Source organism: Aurantimonas endophytica (assembly GCF_014196845.1).
Taxonomy (GTDB): Bacteria; Pseudomonadota; Alphaproteobacteria; order Rhizobiales; family Rhizobiaceae; genus Aurantimonas; species Aurantimonas endophytica.
On the sequence record NZ_JACIEM010000004.1, the window covers coordinates 94,778 to 109,527 of the forward strand.

The 14,750-nt window shown below is 67.2% G+C and carries 13 protein-coding genes; 4 read left to right on the forward strand and 9 right to left on the reverse strand.

Annotation, left to right across the window (positions count from 1 at the left end; all coding sequences use genetic code 11):
- Positions 1-66 precede the first annotated feature (66 nt).
- The gene (locus GGR03_RS14885; protein ID WP_183209425.1) at positions 67-1,521 is read left to right on the forward strand and encodes a glutamate synthase subunit beta; all 1,455 of its coding nucleotides are present in this window, start codon (positions 67-69) and stop codon (positions 1,519-1,521) included.
- A gap of 24 nt (positions 1,522-1,545) precedes the next feature.
- Here GGR03_RS14885 and GGR03_RS14890 read toward each other — a convergent pair whose 3' ends face one another.
- Positions 1,546-2,925 carry an SGNH/GDSL hydrolase family protein gene (locus tag GGR03_RS14890; protein WP_183209427.1) on the reverse strand — a complete coding sequence of 460 codons (1,380 nt, stop codon included), beginning with the start codon at positions 2,923-2,925 and terminating at the stop codon, positions 1,546-1,548.
- 22 nt (positions 2,926-2,947) lie between these two features.
- Complete coding sequence (locus GGR03_RS14895) at positions 2,948-4,177, reverse strand: lytic murein transglycosylase (RefSeq protein ID WP_183209429.1); 1,230 nt, start codon at positions 4,175-4,177, stop codon at positions 2,948-2,950.
- 214 nt (positions 4,178-4,391) lie between these two features.
- Between GGR03_RS14895 and galU the strand changes: the two genes are divergently transcribed.
- Positions 4,392-5,297, forward strand: a complete 906-nt coding sequence (gene galU / locus GGR03_RS14900; RefSeq protein ID WP_183210046.1) for a UTP--glucose-1-phosphate uridylyltransferase GalU — start codon at positions 4,392-4,394, stop codon at positions 5,295-5,297.
- Between the two features lie 9 nt (positions 5,298-5,306).
- Here the strand turns inward: galU and GGR03_RS14905 are convergent, their stop codons facing one another.
- Positions 5,307-7,025, reverse strand: a complete 1,719-nt coding sequence (locus tag GGR03_RS14905) for an outer membrane beta-barrel protein (protein WP_183209430.1) — start codon at positions 7,023-7,025, stop codon at positions 5,307-5,309.
- Positions 7,026-7,230: 205 nt separating this feature from the next.
- On the opposite strand from GGR03_RS14905, the gene GGR03_RS14910 reads away from it, so the two are divergent.
- A complete protein-coding gene (locus GGR03_RS14910; protein ID WP_418884981.1) occupies positions 7,231-8,220 on the forward strand; it encodes a KpsF/GutQ family sugar-phosphate isomerase in 990 nt (329 codons plus the stop codon).
- Positions 8,221-8,229: 9 nt separating this feature from the next.
- Here GGR03_RS14910 and GGR03_RS14915 read toward each other — a convergent pair whose 3' ends face one another.
- From GGR03_RS14915 to GGR03_RS14940, 6 genes are all read right to left on the reverse strand, one after another.
- A complete protein-coding gene (locus GGR03_RS14915) occupies positions 8,230-8,697 on the reverse strand; it encodes an NfeD family protein (protein ID WP_183209432.1) in 468 nt (155 codons plus the stop codon).
- The gene (locus GGR03_RS14920; protein ID WP_246368054.1) at positions 8,694-9,716 is read right to left on the reverse strand and encodes an SPFH domain-containing protein; all 1,023 of its coding nucleotides are present in this window, start codon (positions 9,714-9,716) and stop codon (positions 8,694-8,696) included. The genes GGR03_RS14915 and GGR03_RS14920 overlap by 4 nt, the downstream gene beginning before the upstream one ends.
- A 105-nt stretch (positions 9,717-9,821) precedes the next feature.
- Positions 9,822-10,883: a ferrochelatase gene (gene hemH / locus GGR03_RS14925; protein WP_183209434.1), complete on the reverse strand. Its 1,062-nt coding sequence runs from the start codon at positions 10,881-10,883 to the stop codon at positions 9,822-9,824.
- 163 nt (positions 10,884-11,046) lie between these two features.
- Positions 11,047-11,424: an Omp10 family outer membrane lipoprotein gene (locus tag GGR03_RS14930; protein ID WP_183209436.1), complete on the reverse strand. Its 378-nt coding sequence runs from the start codon at positions 11,422-11,424 to the stop codon at positions 11,047-11,049.
- Positions 11,425-11,577: 153 nt separating this feature from the next.
- Positions 11,578-12,021 (reverse strand): nuclear transport factor 2 family protein, encoded by a 444-nt coding sequence (locus GGR03_RS14935; RefSeq protein WP_183209438.1) that lies wholly within the window; start codon positions 12,019-12,021, stop codon positions 11,578-11,580.
- A 96-nt stretch (positions 12,022-12,117) separates the two neighbouring features.
- Positions 12,118-13,563, reverse strand: a complete 1,446-nt coding sequence (locus tag GGR03_RS14940; protein WP_183209440.1) for a homospermidine synthase — start codon at positions 13,561-13,563, stop codon at positions 12,118-12,120.
- Positions 13,564-13,768: 205 nt separating this feature from the next.
- Between GGR03_RS14940 and GGR03_RS14945 the strand changes: the two genes are divergently transcribed.
- On the forward strand, positions 13,769-14,743 hold the full coding sequence (locus tag GGR03_RS14945) for a small ribosomal subunit Rsm22 family protein (RefSeq protein WP_183209441.1): 975 nt from the start codon (positions 13,769-13,771) through the stop codon (positions 14,741-14,743).
- Positions 14,744-14,750: the final 7 nt, after the last annotated feature.

The window sequence follows — 14,750 nt, forward strand, 5'->3', positions numbered from 1 at the left end:
TTGGCCGGCACTGGACGACGCGAGACGATTTCGGCAGTAAAGCTGCAGAAGACGATTGGGGATGGAATGGGTAAGGTAACCGGATTTCTCGAGATCGACCGGCAGACGCACAAGTACCAGCCGGCGTCCGACCGCATCCGGCATTTTCGCGAGTTCACGCTGCCGATGTCCGACGAGGAAGTCGGCAAGCAGTCTGCGCGGTGCATGGATTGCGGCATCCCCTATTGCCATGGGCCGACCGGCTGCCCGGTCCACAACCAGATCCCGGACTGGAACGACCTCGTCTATTCCGGCGACTGGGAGGGCGCGGCACGCAACCTGCACTCGACGAACAACTTCCCCGAGTTCACCGGCCGCATCTGTCCCGCGCCGTGCGAAGAGGCATGCACGCTGAACCTTGAGGACGCGCCGGTCGCGATCAAGACGATCGAGCAGGCGATCGCCGACAAGGCCTACCAGCTGGGCCTGATCAAGCCGCAGCCGCCCAAGCAGAAGACCGGCAAGCGCGTCGCCGTCATCGGCTCGGGCCCGGCGGGCATGGCGGCGGCGCAGCAGCTCAGTCGCGCCGGCCACGAGGTCCACGTCTTCGAACGGGAATCGCGCCCGGGCGGCCTGATGCGCTACGGCATTCCCGACTTCAAGATGGAGAAGCACTGGATCGACCGGCGCGTCGAGCAGATGCAGGGCGAGGGCGTGACGTTCTTCTGCGGCGTCAATGTCGGCGTCGATCGCAAGCTCTCCGACATCTCCGCCGAATACGACGCCGTGCTCTATTGCGGCGGCTCGGAACGGCCGCGCGAGGCGGGCATTCCGCGCAACGGCCTCGGCGGCATCTACGACGCGATGCCCTATCTCGTGCAGCAGAACCGCCGGGTCGGCCGCGAGCCGATCGGCAGCGTCGGCTGGCCCTCGGAGGAGATCTGGGCCGGTGGCAAGCATGTCGTGGTGGTGGGCGGCGGCGATACCGCCTCCGACTGCGTCGGCACGGCCTTCCGGCAGGGCGCCGTGAAGGTCACCCAGCTCGACATCCGGCCGCAGCCGCCGAAGACCGAGAACAAGCTCGAGGTCTGGCCCTATTGGGCGACCAAGATGCGCACGTCGTCGAGCCAGGCCGAGGGCGCGATCCGCGAGTTCCAGATCGCCACTCTGGAATTCGTCGGAGAGGACGGCGTGCTGACCGGCGTACGCTGCGCCGAGGTCGACGAGGCCCGCAAGCCGATCCCGGGGACGGACTTCATCATCAAGGCCGATCTCGCCTTCATCGCCATCGGCTTCGCCGGCCCGATCGCCGACGGCTTCTTGAAGGACGCCGGCGAGGCGCTGGCGACGAAGACCGACCGGCGCGGCAACGTCTCCGTCGCGGCGGACGACCAGACCTATCTCACCTCGATCGAGAAGCTCTACACCGCGGGCGACGTTCGCCGCGGGCAGTCGCTGGTCGTCTGGGCGATCCGCGAAGGGCGGCAGGCAGCCCGCGCGATCGACCTCGACCTGATGGGTACGACGACACTGCCGCGCTGACGGACGAGACGTCGCCCGGCCGGGCTATTCCGGCCGGGCCGCCTCGTTCTCGCGGCTCCAGTCCTCGATGATGGCGTCGAGGATCGTCGGCATCTCCTCCGGAGGCTTGAGGCCTCCCGACTCGCGTACGCTCTGCAGATTTAGCGACCCGCGCGAGACGATCGGCGGACCGCTGGGCGTGACGGCGGCGCTCTTCTCGCTCCAGGCGAAATTGTCGGCGCGGCCTTCCGTGCCGCCGGTGCCGCCGCCATTGATCACCAGGCGCTCGCGCGGCGACGGCTCGAGCGAGAAGCCGCCCGCCGAGCCCGTGCCGAGCAGCATGTCGGGCCCATCGAGCGACGGATCGTCGATCGAAACCGGCGCTGCCTGCAGGGCATTGGCGGCATTGCCGATCGGCGGCAGCTGGATGGTCGGCAGCTGGTCGGGGCCGAGGATGAGCGCGCCGGTTGCGGCCAGCGTCGTCCCAAGCAGCCGGTTGATCGCGCGCTCGGCGAAGAACGCGAGCTTGTCCTCGCCGGCATTGGTCATCGTGATGCCGTCGGAGTTGCGCAGCTGGGTCGTCTGACCGTTGACGCCTGGTCCGGAATAGACGAACGCCCCATCGGCATCCACGAAGCCGTCCCAGATGTCGACATACTCGCCGGAGACACTCGATGCGCCCTTGCGGTAGAGGTCGTTGAGGAAGACCATGTCCTCGCTCATGCGGTCGAACTTGAAGGGCGGCATGCCGACCCAGACCAGCGGCACACCCCGGCTCTTGGTCGCCTCGGTGATCTCGCCGATCCGTTCCTCGTAGTTCCTGACCCACTCCTCGGAGCGCGAAGCGAGGGACCGGGAGCCGACGGTCATCGGCTGGCGGTCGTTGGACCCCAGCATCATCACCAGCACCGCGGGCTTGGCCTCGTCGAGGATCGGGCCGAGCTTCTCCGTCCAGTCATAGTGGTCTTCGCGGACGAGACCCGACGAGCCGTCCGTCCGGGCCTCGATCACGATCATCTCGTTGTCGGCGTAGAGATTGGAGAGGCCATCGGCCAGCGAGGCAGCCAGGAAGTCGCCGGCGACGAGGACGGTCTTGGCGTTCTCGTTCTTGGACGCCGGCGCTGCGACCGCCGCGGCAGCGCTTTGCTGCCCGGACGGCTTGGGGCGGGCGGCCTGGGTGCGCTGCTTCTTCTGCCGGGCCGGGCGGGTCGCCCGGACCTTCTTCTTTCGAACCACCGGCTTGCGAACGGCAGGACGTTCCGGCGCGGCCTGCTGGCCGCCGCCGAAGAGCATCTCGAGCACCGTGCGGGGCCGCTGCTGCGCCTCTGCGGAGACGCCCGTCAAGAGGACGGCGAAAGCGGCCAGCAGAGCGACGAGGGCCGTCCGTACGCGCCGGGGGCTTGCTCTGCGTTCTGCTGCCGCCATCCGATGATGTCTCCGTTCCGGTTCAGTTCCGCCTCAGGAAGTCGAGAAGCGCCTTGGACGCGTTGCCGTCCTGCGCCAGTCCGGCATTACCCTGCAGTGCCATGATGGCGGTTTTCGATCCGTCGCCGATCTTACCATCGATCTTGCCGTCATACAGCCCGCGCGAGGCGAGGTGTTTCTGCAGCTCGTAGCGCTCCTGCGTCGAAAGCGGCGTGTAGCCGCGCGGCCAGTCGCGCTGCGGACCGCCATAGCCGGCGATCCGGTCGGCGAGAAGGCCGACGGCGAGCGCGTAGGTGTCGGCATTGTTGTAGTTCTTCAGCACGAAGAAGTTCTTGGTCATCAGGAAAGCCGGCCCGGCATCGCCGGCGAGCCGGACCAGATTGCCGCGATCCGACGGATAGGCGAAGCCCGAGCCGCTCGGCCGCTGGAAGCCGAGGCCCTGCCACTGCGCCAGGGTGCGGTTGTCCCGCTCCAGCTTGCCGCGATACTGGGCCGGTACGTTGACCTCGTAGCCCCAGGTCTTCCCCGTTTGCCAGCCGTTCTTGCGCAGGAGGTTGGCTGCCGTCGCGAGCGCGTCCGGCACCGATTCCCAGATATTGGCGTGGCCGTCGCCGTCCATGTCGGCGGCATAGGCCTGGTAGCTCGTCGGGATGAACTGCGTGTGCCCCATGGCGCCGGCCCATGAACTCGTCAGCTTGTTCGGCGCGACATGACCTGCCTGGGCGATCTTCAGCGCGGCGATCAGCTGCTGGCGGGCAAACTTGGCCCGCCGGCCGTCCTGGTAGGCCAGCGTCGCCAGCGACCGTGGCAGGCTCTTCATCACGCCTTCGCGGGTGAGAGCCGCGCCGTAATTGGTCTCCATCGACCAGATCGCGAGAAGGATGTGGCGGTCGACGCCGAAGCGCTTCTCGATGCGGTCGAGCCAGCTGGCGTATTTGACCGCCATGGCGCGGCCCTCGGCGACGGTCTCGTCGTTGACGCGGTTGTCGACGTAATCCCAGACCTTCGCCTTGAACTCCGGCTGGTAGGCGGCTTTCTGGAGCACCTCGGGATCCGGCGTGGTGACGCCCGCGAAGGCTGCGCGATAGACGTTGCGGCTGACGCCGTTGCTCGCCGCGACGCCTTCGAATTGCTGGATCCAGCGCTGGAACCCGGCATCGGCCGCCGCAGGAAGCGCAAAGGTGGTCGCGATAACCATCGCGACGAGAGCCGAGCCGAGGCGCGTCATCCGAAATGCGGTCGATCGTTGCATGGCAGGCATTCTCCTCGATAGGTCCACGGAAACAGGAACGCTACAGGCGGCGTGGTTAAGAAGCCGTTTACCAATCCCTGTGCACCGCGCGCCGGCAAGGGCTGGCCTTCCCACTCTGTGTCGCTATTTCACGGCAAAAGCACGGCGCCGGGAGGTCCCGGCGCGTTCGCGGCGAGTGGTTGCGGACGATCGAGGGGAACTTCCGAGGATGATGATGAAGAAAGTCAGGAAAGCTGTGTTCCCTGTTGCCGGTCTCGGCACCAGGTTCCTTCCCGCCACGAAGGCGATTCCGAAGGAGATGCTGACGGTCGTCGACCGCCCGGTGATCCAGTACGTGGTCGATGAGGCGTGGGAAGCCGGCATCGAACATTTGATCTTCGTCACGGGTCGTAACAAGGCTGTTATCGAGGACTATTTCGACATTCAGGTCGAGTTGTCGGCAACGCTTGCGGAGCGAGGCAAGACCATGGAGCTCCAGCTCCTGGACGATCTGCAGCCGCATCCCGGCACCGCCAGTTTCACCCGCCAGCAGGCGCCGCTCGGCCTCGGCCATGCCGTCTGGTGCGCGCGCGAACTCGTCGGCGACGAGCCTTTCGCGCTGCTCCTGCCGGACATGATCATGCAGGCCGAGAAGGGCTGCCTGTCGGAGATGGTCGAGCTCTACGAGGCCACTGGCGGCAACGTCATCTCGGTCGAGCAGTGCGATCCGCAGGAAACCCACAAATACGGCATCGTCGGCAGGGGCGAGGACGTCGGCACGGGCTTCCGGGTGACCGGCATGGTGGAAAAGCCGAAGCCGGCGGACGCGCCGTCCAACTATTCGATCTCCGGCCGCTACATCCTTCAGCCGGAGATCTTCGACATATTGTCGACGCAGGAGCGCGGCGCCGGCAACGAGATCCAGCTGACCGACGCCATGCTCAAGCTCGCCGACCAGCAGGATTTCGCTGCCTACCACTTCACCGGGCGTACCTTCGACTGCGGCTCCAAGGAAGGCTTCATCGAAGCGAATGTCGCCTTCGCCCTCTGGCGCCCGGATATCCGCGAGAAGGTCATCGGCAATATCGGCCGCCTGCTGCGGACGGTGGAGCCCGCCGACATCGACAATGCGGCCGGGTAACGCCGCCGTTCAGCGCTGGAGCTTGACGCCGAGGCGCACGGTGTCGGCCCGGTAGTCGGCGCCGGCGACCTCCGAATAAAGCTCGCGGTGGCTGTAGAGGCCGGTCAGCGCGAGGCTGCTTGTCAGCCAGTAGTTGAATCCCGCTTCCCCGAGCCACTCGATCTCGTCGCTGCTCGCCAGAGAGGAGTCGGCGTAGGTGGCTGTGATCGCAGCCGTCAGGTCGGTCCGGGCGGTGAGGATATGCGTCACGCCCAGCGATCCCTCGTAGGAGACCGTCGTGGACTGGCCGGAGCTTTCCGGCTCGAACGTCGTCCGGGCGGCGAGCGTGACGTCGGTGCCGCGGCGGGGCGACCATTGCAGCGCGGCGTCCAGCGTCGGCGCGGCCGTCGTCTCCGCACGGTCGTCTTCGGGCTTGTTCCAGGCGTAGCCGACCGCGATCTCGCCACTCAGCTTTTCGGAAAGGTCGAGCCCGACGCCGGCGCGCAATGACGGGATCAGCGAATCCCGCCCGAGTTCTCCGCTATCCGTCTCGTCGAACAGCCGCTGCCCGAGACTGCTTTCCAGGAACGGTTGCAACGCTGGTGAGAGGCGGTAGCCGGCCCTGAGCGCGCCGGTCAGCGTGGTGTAGCTCTGTGATGGCAATCCCTCGGGCAGTCCGGAGTAGTTTTCCCGCGCCACCGTGCCCGTACCACCCAGCACCAGCCGGCCGAATTCCCGCTGCAGCTGCGCCGAGGCGGAGCCGCTGAGCACCTCCGGCCGCTCGGCCCCGGCCAGCGCGACGTCGATCTCGACAGGGTCCTCGCGCCGATATTCCAGCGCGCCGCGGAACGTGGCGGTGGTGACACGGTCGATGTCGAGCCGCAGGCGGCCATCCACCACGGCACTCGGATCTTCAGGCTCCTCGCCGGCGAAATTCCGCCGATAGGTCAGCCGCGTGTTGAACTCCGCCTCGTGAAGCGACCAGTCCGACAAGAGACGTGCGGAAACCGTGGTCTCGCTGAACACGCCGCCTTCGCCGCCTGGCTCCTCGTCGAGATTGGTCGAGGCGCCGATATCCTGGATCAGCTCCGGAAACAGGATGAAGCTGCCGGCGCGGATGCCGAGCGGCGCGAAGGGATCGCCCGCGGGCCGGCGGACGATCCGCTGCAGCGCGGCTGCCGGGCGGTTGCTGCGCAAGAGGTCGCGCGACCCCGGCGTCTCGCCCGCGATACCGGCCGACAGCGGCGGGTTGCTCGGCGCCGGCAGAGCCGGGGTGGCGGCCGGCCGGGGGAAGGCCGGGTCGTCGGGGGCCCCGTCCATGCCGGATCGGCGAGCTGCGCCAGATATCGGGCGAACCGGGCGGGACGGGCCCGAGAGGTCGGCGGATCCCGCAGGCCGCGGCGGGGCTGCCTCGAACAGGTCGAAGCTTGGCGCCGCCGGCGCCTTCTCCTCGTCCAGATCCTCCGCCAGCGGATCGTATCTTTCGTCCTCCGGCGGCGCCTCGTCGGCAGAACGCCCCGACGGCAGGTCCTGCGATCGCGTGTCGAGCGCCTCGCCGTTCCCGATCCGCGGCTCGTCGGCCTGGCGCCTGATCCCGTCGAGCGCCTCCCCGTCCGTCAGGTCCGAGCCGGTTCGCAGTTCGGGCAGGACAAGCGTCTGGGCCGCGGCCGGATCGGCGGACGCGGCCGAGAGCGCGCCGGCAAGGGCTGCTCCGAACAGGGCCAAAAGGCAGGGGAAAAGCCGGGTCATCGCGATTATTCGGGCACCTTGATCGATCGTCCGCGGACCTCCGGGCTTGCCGAAACGTAAATTTTCTTGGTTAAGGATAGGTTGACGAGATTGCCCGAATCCTGCGCCGGCGCCGCCTTTGCGCTGCGTCATGATTTGGCCCGACGCGCCTGATCAACTGCGCGCCATGCTGGCCGAAGGGCCGTACCGGAGAAGCCAGACCTTGATCCCCCAGACGATTGCCACGCCCGTCAGTCTCGGCTCCGCATCGGCCGTGCATACGATCGAGACCGAGGCCGAGGGGCTGCGGATTCTGGCGGGCCTGCTGCGGACCGAGATGGCAGCGCCCTTCGAGCGCGTCCTGGAGCTGATTTCGCGCGTGACCGGCCGCGTCATCGTTACCGGCGTCGGCAAGAGCGGCCATATCGGCGCGAAGATCGCGGCCACATTCGCCTCCACCGGCACACCGGCCTTCTTCGTCCACCCGTCCGAGGCCAATCACGGCGATCTCGGCATGATCGGCCGCGACGATGCGATCCTGGCGATGTCCTGGTCGGGCGAAAGCGCCGAGCTCAAGGGCATCGTCGCCTATTCGCGGCGGTTCCGCATTCCGCTCGTCGCGCTCACCTCACGGCGCGATTCGACGCTGGGCCGCGAAGCCGATGAGGCGCTGATCCTGCCGCGTGCGGCGGAAGCCTGTCCGCATGGCCTCGCTCCCACGACGTCGACGACGCTCCAGGTGGCGCTGGGTGATGCGCTGGCGGTGGCGCTGCTGGAACGCCGCGGCTTCACGCCGAGCGACTTCCGCGTGTTCCACCCGGGCGGCCAGCTCGGTGCGAGCCTGACCCATGTCGGCGACATCATGCATGTCGGCGAGTCGCTGCCGCTGGTGCCGGAAGGCATGCTGATGTCGGAGGCGATCCTCATCATGTCGCGCAAGGGCTTCGGCTGCGTCGCCGTCGTCGACGGGGAGGGGCTGCTGCGCGGCCTCGTCACCGACGGCGACCTGCGGCGGCATCTGGCCGGCGACCTCCTGAGCAAGCCGGTCGAAGCGGTGATGACCCGCAACCCGAAGACGATCGAGCCCGAGACGATGGCGGCCAAGGCGCTGGACATCGTCAACAGCCTGAACATCACGGCGCTGATGGTTGTCCGGCAGGGCCGCCCGGTGGGCATCGTCCACCTGCACGACCTCCTGCGGATCGGCGCCGCCTGAGACGCCTGGTCAGGTCGCTGGAGGCGGCACCGGCTCGACCTTGAGCACGCTGCCTTCGGCGCCGACGACCCGCACGCGCGTGCCCACCGGCAGGTCGGGCCCCTCGACGCTCCACCAGCTGTCTTCCAGCCCGACCCGTCCGCGTCCGCCGACGATGTCGTCGCTGAGCACCGCCTCGCGGCCGATCAGCCGCTGCGTCCGCCGGTTCAGTGTGTCGGGGGCGGAGGTCTCGGTCTTGGCCCCGTACCATTTTCTGCCAAGGAACACTGCGACCCCTGAAAGCACCACGAAGGCAAGGACCTGCTGCTGCCAGCCGAACCACTCACCGCCGATCAGGAGCACGTTCATCCCGACGACCAGCGCGGCGATCCCGAAGAACAGCAGGTAGACGCCGGGCAGCACCACTTCGAGGACCAGCAGCAGCAGGCCCAGGATCCACCAGCCGTAGTCGGATAGCGCGCCGGCCCAATCGGTCATGCCTCACCCCCGGCCGTCGGAAAGGTCGGAACCGCGCTGCGCCGGCCAGCGCCGCCCTTGCGCGTCGCCGCCGGCTGGGCAGGGCCGGGCGCATTCGGCTCGGCCTCGCCGAAGGTGGCGCGGGCGATCTCGGCGATGCCGGCGATAGAGCCGATGAGGGACGAGGCCTCGAGCGGCATCAGGACGACGCGCTGGTTCGGCGCGGACGCGATCTTGCCGAGCGCCTCGGTGTATTTCTGCGCCACGAAATAGTTGATCGCCTGGACGTCGCCCGCGGCGATCGCTTCGGAGACGAGGCGCGTCGCGGTGGCTTCCGCCTCGGCCAGCCGCTCGCGGCCCTCGGCCTCGCGATAGGCGGCATCCCGCCGGCCCTCGGCCTGCAGGATCTGCGACTGCTTCTCACCCTCGGCCCGCAGGATGGCGGCGTTGCGCGAGCCTTCCGCCTCGAGGATCTCCGCCCGCTTCTCGCGTTCGGCCATCATCTGCCGCGCCATCGAGTCCACGAGGTTCTTCGGCGGGTTGATGTCCTTGATCTCGATGCGGGTGATCTTGATTCCCCAACTGCTCGCCGCCTGGTCGACGACGCGCAGGATTTTCTCGGAGATGGCGTCGCGGTTGGACAGGAGGTCGTCGAGGTCCATCGACCCCATGACCGAGCGCAGGTTGGTCATCACCAGGTTGAGGATGGCGTTCTCGAGGCCTGAGACCTCATAGGCTGCCGCTGCCGCGTCCAGCACCTGATAGAAGGCGACGCCATCGGCCGCGACGGAGGCGTTGTCGCGGGTGATTACCTCCTGGGTCGGCACGTCCAGCACCTGCTCCATCATGTTGAGCTTGCGGCCGACGCGCTCGACGAAGGGCATGATGACGTTGAGGCCGGGGGTCAGCGTGCGGGTGTAGCGGCCGAAATTCTCGACCGTGTAGTTGTAGCCCTGCGGGACGATCTTGATCGTCGAGAACAGGACGACGATCGCGAAGAACAGGACGACGAGGACGAGAATGCCGGTGGCGGTGAGCATGTTGCGGTCTCCGAAGGAGCGAACCGGCTGCGGCTTACGGGCACCACAACGGCGAAGGCGGCACTATCGTCGCCCGGTGGCACTGTCGCAAGCCGTGGCGCGGGTTCAGTCGACCCAGCCCCGGAGTTCGCGCCGTACCATCGCCTCGATGACGTCCATGCCGGGTTCGGAATCGTTGAGGCAGGGAATATGGGCGAAGTGCTCGCCGCCCGCCTCGTGGAAGATCTCGCCCGCCTCGCCGGCGATCTCCTCGAGCGTCTCCAGGCAATCGGAGACGAAGCCCGGATTGAACACCGCGATCGCCTTGATCCCCTCGCGGGCCAGCGCCTCGACGGTCTTGTCGGTATAGGGCTGCAGCCATTCCTCCGGGCCGAAGCGCGACTGGAAGCAGGTCATCAGCCGGCCCTTCGGCCAGCCGAGCCGCTCTTCCAGGAGCCGCGAGGTCTTCTGGCAGTGGCAGTGATACGGGTCGCCCTTGCGAAAATAGCTCTGCGGGATGCCGTGATAGGATGCGATCACCCGCTCGGGCTCGAAGTCGAGCGTCGCCAGGTGCGTTTCGATCGAGCGCGCCAGCGCGTCGATATAGATCGGCTCGTCGTGATAGGGCGGCACAGTGCGGACCGCCGGCATCCACCGCTTGGTCATCATGTGCTCGAAGAACTTGTCGTTGACGGTCGCCGTGGTCGAGGCCGCATATTGCGGGTAGAGCGGGTAGACGAGGATCCGGTCGCAGCCCTGCTCGATCAGATGGTCGGTGCGCTCAGCGATCGACGGGTTGCCGTAGCGCATCGCCCAGTCGACGACGATCTCGCCGCGCCCCGCCAGCCGCAGCGCCAGCTTCTCGCCTTGCGCCCTGGTGAAGGTACGCAGCGGCGACTCGTTGCGCTCGGTGTTCCAGATCTCCGCATAGGCCGCGCCGGACTTCTTCGGGCGGGTGTTCAGCACGATGCCGTAGAGGATCGGGTACCAGGCGGCACGCGGCCATTCGATGACCCGCTTGTCGGAGAGGAACTCCTTCAGATAGCGGCGCATCGGCTTGAAGTCGGTACCGTCCGGCGTCCCGAGATTCACCAGGAGAACCCCGACCTTCGGCTGCTTCACCGTCGGGTGACCGGCGGGGAGCGGGCCGGTCGCCCGTTCGGCGATCGTCTTGGTCAGGGCATTCATCGGCGCATCCTCAGGCAGTTTCGGCACTCCGCTTCGCGCGGCACGGCCACGAGCGGCCGGCCGCTGATGTCCGTACCGCCGCATTCCGTCTCATCAAGGCGATATAGGCGCCTTCGCCTTCAGGCGAAACGCGACGGACCGTCTTGGCGGTGCGACGAATTGCTCAGCCGCGCGCTAGGCTGAAGCTCGAACCGTCGGCGGCAGTGCAGGTCATCTGCCCGGAAGCGTGGTTGCAGTTAGCGGCCAGCTGCTGGTTTCGCTGCAGCGAGCGATAGTTGATCTGGATCTGGCCGGCGCCGGTCGTCGTGTAGGTTCCCTCGGCGAGGAGCCCGTTGGTGGCGCTTTCGGCCGAGGTGAAGCGCCCGTTCTGGAATCGCGCCGTATAGGGGACCGGCCCGCCGACGTTCCGCCAGTTGCCTTCCACGCCGAGCGGCATCTGCTGCTGCTGCGGCAGGGAGGGCGCCAGCGATGCCTGGCGCTCCGACTGGCAGGCAGCCAGCGTCAGGGTGAGAAGGGCAAGGCAGAGGGCAGAACGGCGCATGAAAAGGTCCTTCACTACGACTGCGCTGCCAGCGGCCCGCGCGATACACAACAATGCTGTCGGCAATCAGCCATATGGCATGATTCCGGGGTCACAAGCGCCAAGGTTAACGCATTCATGCAGCACTGTCATCGCGCCCGGAGCACGGCCGGATCAGACGGTTTCCGCCCGCCGCGGCGCGAGGACGGAGTGGATCGACCCGATCGTCTCGATGGAGCGGATGCGGCCATCGGTGGTGAAGGCGAACCAGTACATCGTCGTCCCGGTGATCAGCGTACCGGTCTTCTCGTCCCGGCGCGTCCAGTCGCAGCGGCTGGCGGCCTCGTCGAGCTCGCAGACGATGCCGCGCGGCTCGTAGGAAATATAGGCGGTGCGCTTCATCAGCTCTTGCAGGAAGGCCGTCGCTTCTTCCTCGCCTTGCAGCCGGAACTCACCCTCCATTCGTCCGAACCAGGGAGCATCGGCGAGCGCGGCGTTGCTGCGCTGGGAGAACACGGCTCCCGGCGCGAAATGCTGCGCGATGTTGCCGGGGGTGCCGGCCATCACCGCATCCATCACCGCCTCGACCACCTGCCGCCGGGCCTCGCTATCCGTCATTACTTGCTCCATCACGGCGGCTTCTTCGTAGCCGCCCATGGGTGAAGCGAGTGCTTCACCGGCTCGATCAATATGATCGGCCGGAAAAGCAAACGGTTACCTGACGAGGATGTTCCTGAACTGCCACGGATCCTTGTCGTCGATGTCCTCGGGGAACAAGCCGGGACGATCCTTCAGCGGCGTCCAGTCGGTATAGTAGCCCTTGACCGGGCCGAGATAGGGTCGCTGCACTTCCAGGCAGCGCCGATAGTCCATCTCGTCGGTCTCGACGATTCCCGCCTCCGGGTTCTCCAGCGCCCAGACCATTCCGGCAAGTACCGCGGAACTGACCTGCAACCCGGTGGCACTCTGGTAGGGCGCCAGCTCGCGCGTCTCCTCGAGCGACAGCTGCGAGCCGTACCAGTAGGCGTTCTTGTCGTGGCCGTAGAGCAGCACGCCCAGCTCGTCGATGCCGTCGAGAAGTTCGCTCTCGTCGAGTACGTGATGCTCAGGCTGGATCTTCCCCGCCGCGCCGAACAGCTCGTCCAGCGACAGGACCGCGTCGTTGCACGGGTGATAGGCGTAGTGGCAGGTTGGCCGATACGTCACCTCGTCGTCGCGGTTGCGATGGGTGAAGTAGTCGGCGATCGAGATCGACTCGTTGTGGGTGACGAGGAAGCCGTATTGCGGCCCCGGCGTCGGGCACCAGGAGCGGACCCGCGTGTTCGCGCCGGGCTGCTCCAGGAAGATGCCTGGCTGGTGGCCCTTCTTGTGCTTGCGGGCGTTCTTCGGCATCCACTTCTCGTGGGTGCCCCAGCCGAGTTCAGCCGGCTGCATGCCTTCCGACAGGAAGCCTTCCACCGACCACGTATTCCAGAACACGTTGAGCGGCTTCGGCGCCTTGGCGCGCTGGGTGTCGCGTTCGGCGATGTGGATGCCCTTGACGCCGGCGCGCTTCATCAGCTTTGCCCAGCCTTCGCGGTCATCCGTGGTGGGCTCGGTGAATTCCAGCCCGATCTCGCGCGAGACGTCGAGCAGCGCCTGCTTGACGAACCACGAGACCATGCCCGGATTGGCGCCGCAGCAGGAGACGGCCGTTGTGCCGCCCGGGTGCTTGCGCTTCTCCTTGCGCACCGTTTCGCGCAGCGCGTAGTTGGTGCGGTCGGCGTTCGAGAGCGACTCGTTGAAATAGAAGCCGAGCCACGGCTCTACGACCGTGTCGATGTAGAGAACGCCGAGCTTGCGGCAGAGCTTCATCAGGTCGAGCGAGCCGGTGTCCACCGACAGGTTGACGCAGAAACCCTGGCCCGAGCCTTCGGTCAGCAGCGGCGTCAGCAGTTCCTCGTAATTCTTCTTGGTCACGGCCTCGTGGACGAAGCGGATGCCCCGCTCCTCGAGCAGCGTCTTGCCGGAATCATCGGGGTCGACGACGGTGAAGCGCGACTTGTCGTAGTCGAAATGCCGCTCGATCAGCGGCAGGGTTCCCTTGCCGATCGAACCGAAGCCGATCATCACGATGGGCCCTGAAATCTTGGCGTGGACCGGATGCTTGTCACGTTTCATGGACAGCCCTTCTGGTAGGTGAATTGTGCCGAGGGTTTCGGCGAAGGCGCTAGAACAGTTTCATGACAGGGGCTAGGACAGTTAGGTGACAAATGAAAGGGCAGGAAGCCTGACCGACATTGCGGGCGCAGCTTGGTTTTGCGTCTGGGTGTGGTCAAATGCCCTTGGTTCATCCTCTCCCGAGACCGCTACGGCCGAAACCTGAATGCAGCTTCCCCCGGCCTTGCGCCTTGCCCTCGATGCCCATCTGGACGACCGGCCACTTGCCGGCCTGCGCACCGAAGGCGCGCGCCTGTCGCAGCGCTACCGTGCCGAGACACGTGACGGCAAACGCCATCTGGACGGCGAGGCGGCGGTGCTGGCCTATCTGGCTGCCCGCATGCCGGCGACATTCGCCGCGGTCCGGGCGAGCCTTGCCGCCGTCGCCCTGCGCCGCCCCGACTTCGCGCCGCTCACGCTGCTCGATGTCGGGGCAGGGCCGGGGACGGCACTCTGGGCCGCCCTCGACACGTTCGACAGCCTCGGCGCGGCGACTTTGGTCGAGGCCAGCCCACCGGCCATGGCAATCGGTCAGGCGCTCTGCGAGGCAGGACTGTCGGATGCCGGTCCCGCGGTCGAGTGGGTCGAGGCAGACGTGTTGGCCGGTCTTTCGGCGCGCGAACCGGCCGATCTCGTCTCGCTCGCCTATGTCCTCGACGAATTGCCGCCGGCAGCCACCCCCCGCCTCGTCGCCGAACTCTGGCGCCTGACGCGGGGCGTGCTGGTGATCGTCGAGCCTGGCACCACGGCGGGCTGGCGCCGCATCCTCGCGGCACGCGACCAGCTTCTGGCCGAGGGCGGCGCGATCCTGGCGCCGTGCCCGCACGCCGCCGCCTGTCCGCTGACGCCGCCCGACTGGTGCCATTTCGCCGAACGGGTCGAGCGCTCGCGCACCCACCGCCTGACCAAGGGCGGCACGGTGCCCTACGAGGACGAGAAATTCATCTATCTCGCGGTCGCCCGGCAAGCCGCTCCGCCGCCCGCGGCACGGGTGCTGGCGCCGCCCCGCAGCGGCAGCGGCAAGGTGCAGCTGAAGCTCTGCACCGCCGGCGGCACGCTGCAGGAGCGCCTGGTCACCAAGCGAGAGGGCGAGACCTTCCGCTCCGCACGACGGCTGGAATGGGGCGACGCGTGGGAGTGAGCTGAAG

Excerpts from the sequence above, each read along its gene's own strand:
- GGR03_RS14915 (WP_183209432.1), bottom strand. The coding sequence starts at position 8,697 with ATGACCGATTGGGCCGGCGCGCTATCCGACTACGGCTGGTGGATCCTG.
- GGR03_RS14945 (WP_183209441.1), top strand. The coding sequence starts at position 13,769 with ATGCAGCTTCCCCCGGCCTTGCGCCTTGCCCTCGATGCCCATCTGGAC.
- GGR03_RS14885 (WP_183209425.1), top strand. The coding sequence starts at position 67 with ATGGGTAAGGTAACCGGATTTCTCGAGATCGACCGGCAGACGCACAAG.
- GGR03_RS14935 (WP_183209438.1), bottom strand. The coding sequence starts at position 12,021 with ATGACGGATAGCGAGGCCCGGCGGCAGGTGGTCGAGGCGGTGATGGAT.
- GGR03_RS14940 (WP_183209440.1), bottom strand. The coding sequence starts at position 13,563 with ATGAAACGTGACAAGCATCCGGTCCACGCCAAGATTTCAGGGCCCATC.
- GGR03_RS14930 (WP_183209436.1), bottom strand. The coding sequence starts at position 11,424 with ATGCGCCGTTCTGCCCTCTGCCTTGCCCTTCTCACCCTGACGCTGGCT.
- GGR03_RS14895 (WP_183209429.1), bottom strand. The coding sequence starts at position 4,177 with ATGCAACGATCGACCGCATTTCGGATGACGCGCCTCGGCTCGGCTCTC.
- GGR03_RS14890 (WP_183209427.1), bottom strand. The coding sequence starts at position 2,925 with ATGGCGGCAGCAGAACGCAGAGCAAGCCCCCGGCGCGTACGGACGGCC.
- galU (WP_183210046.1), top strand. The coding sequence starts at position 4,392 with ATGAAGAAAGTCAGGAAAGCTGTGTTCCCTGTTGCCGGTCTCGGCACC.
- GGR03_RS14920 (WP_246368054.1), bottom strand. The coding sequence starts at position 9,716 with ATGCTCACCGCCACCGGCATTCTCGTCCTCGTCGTCCTGTTCTTCGCG.
- hemH (WP_183209434.1), bottom strand. The coding sequence starts at position 10,883 with ATGAATGCCCTGACCAAGACGATCGCCGAACGGGCGACCGGCCCGCTC.
- GGR03_RS14905 (WP_183209430.1), bottom strand. The coding sequence starts at position 7,025 with ATGACCCGGCTTTTCCCCTGCCTTTTGGCCCTGTTCGGAGCAGCCCTT.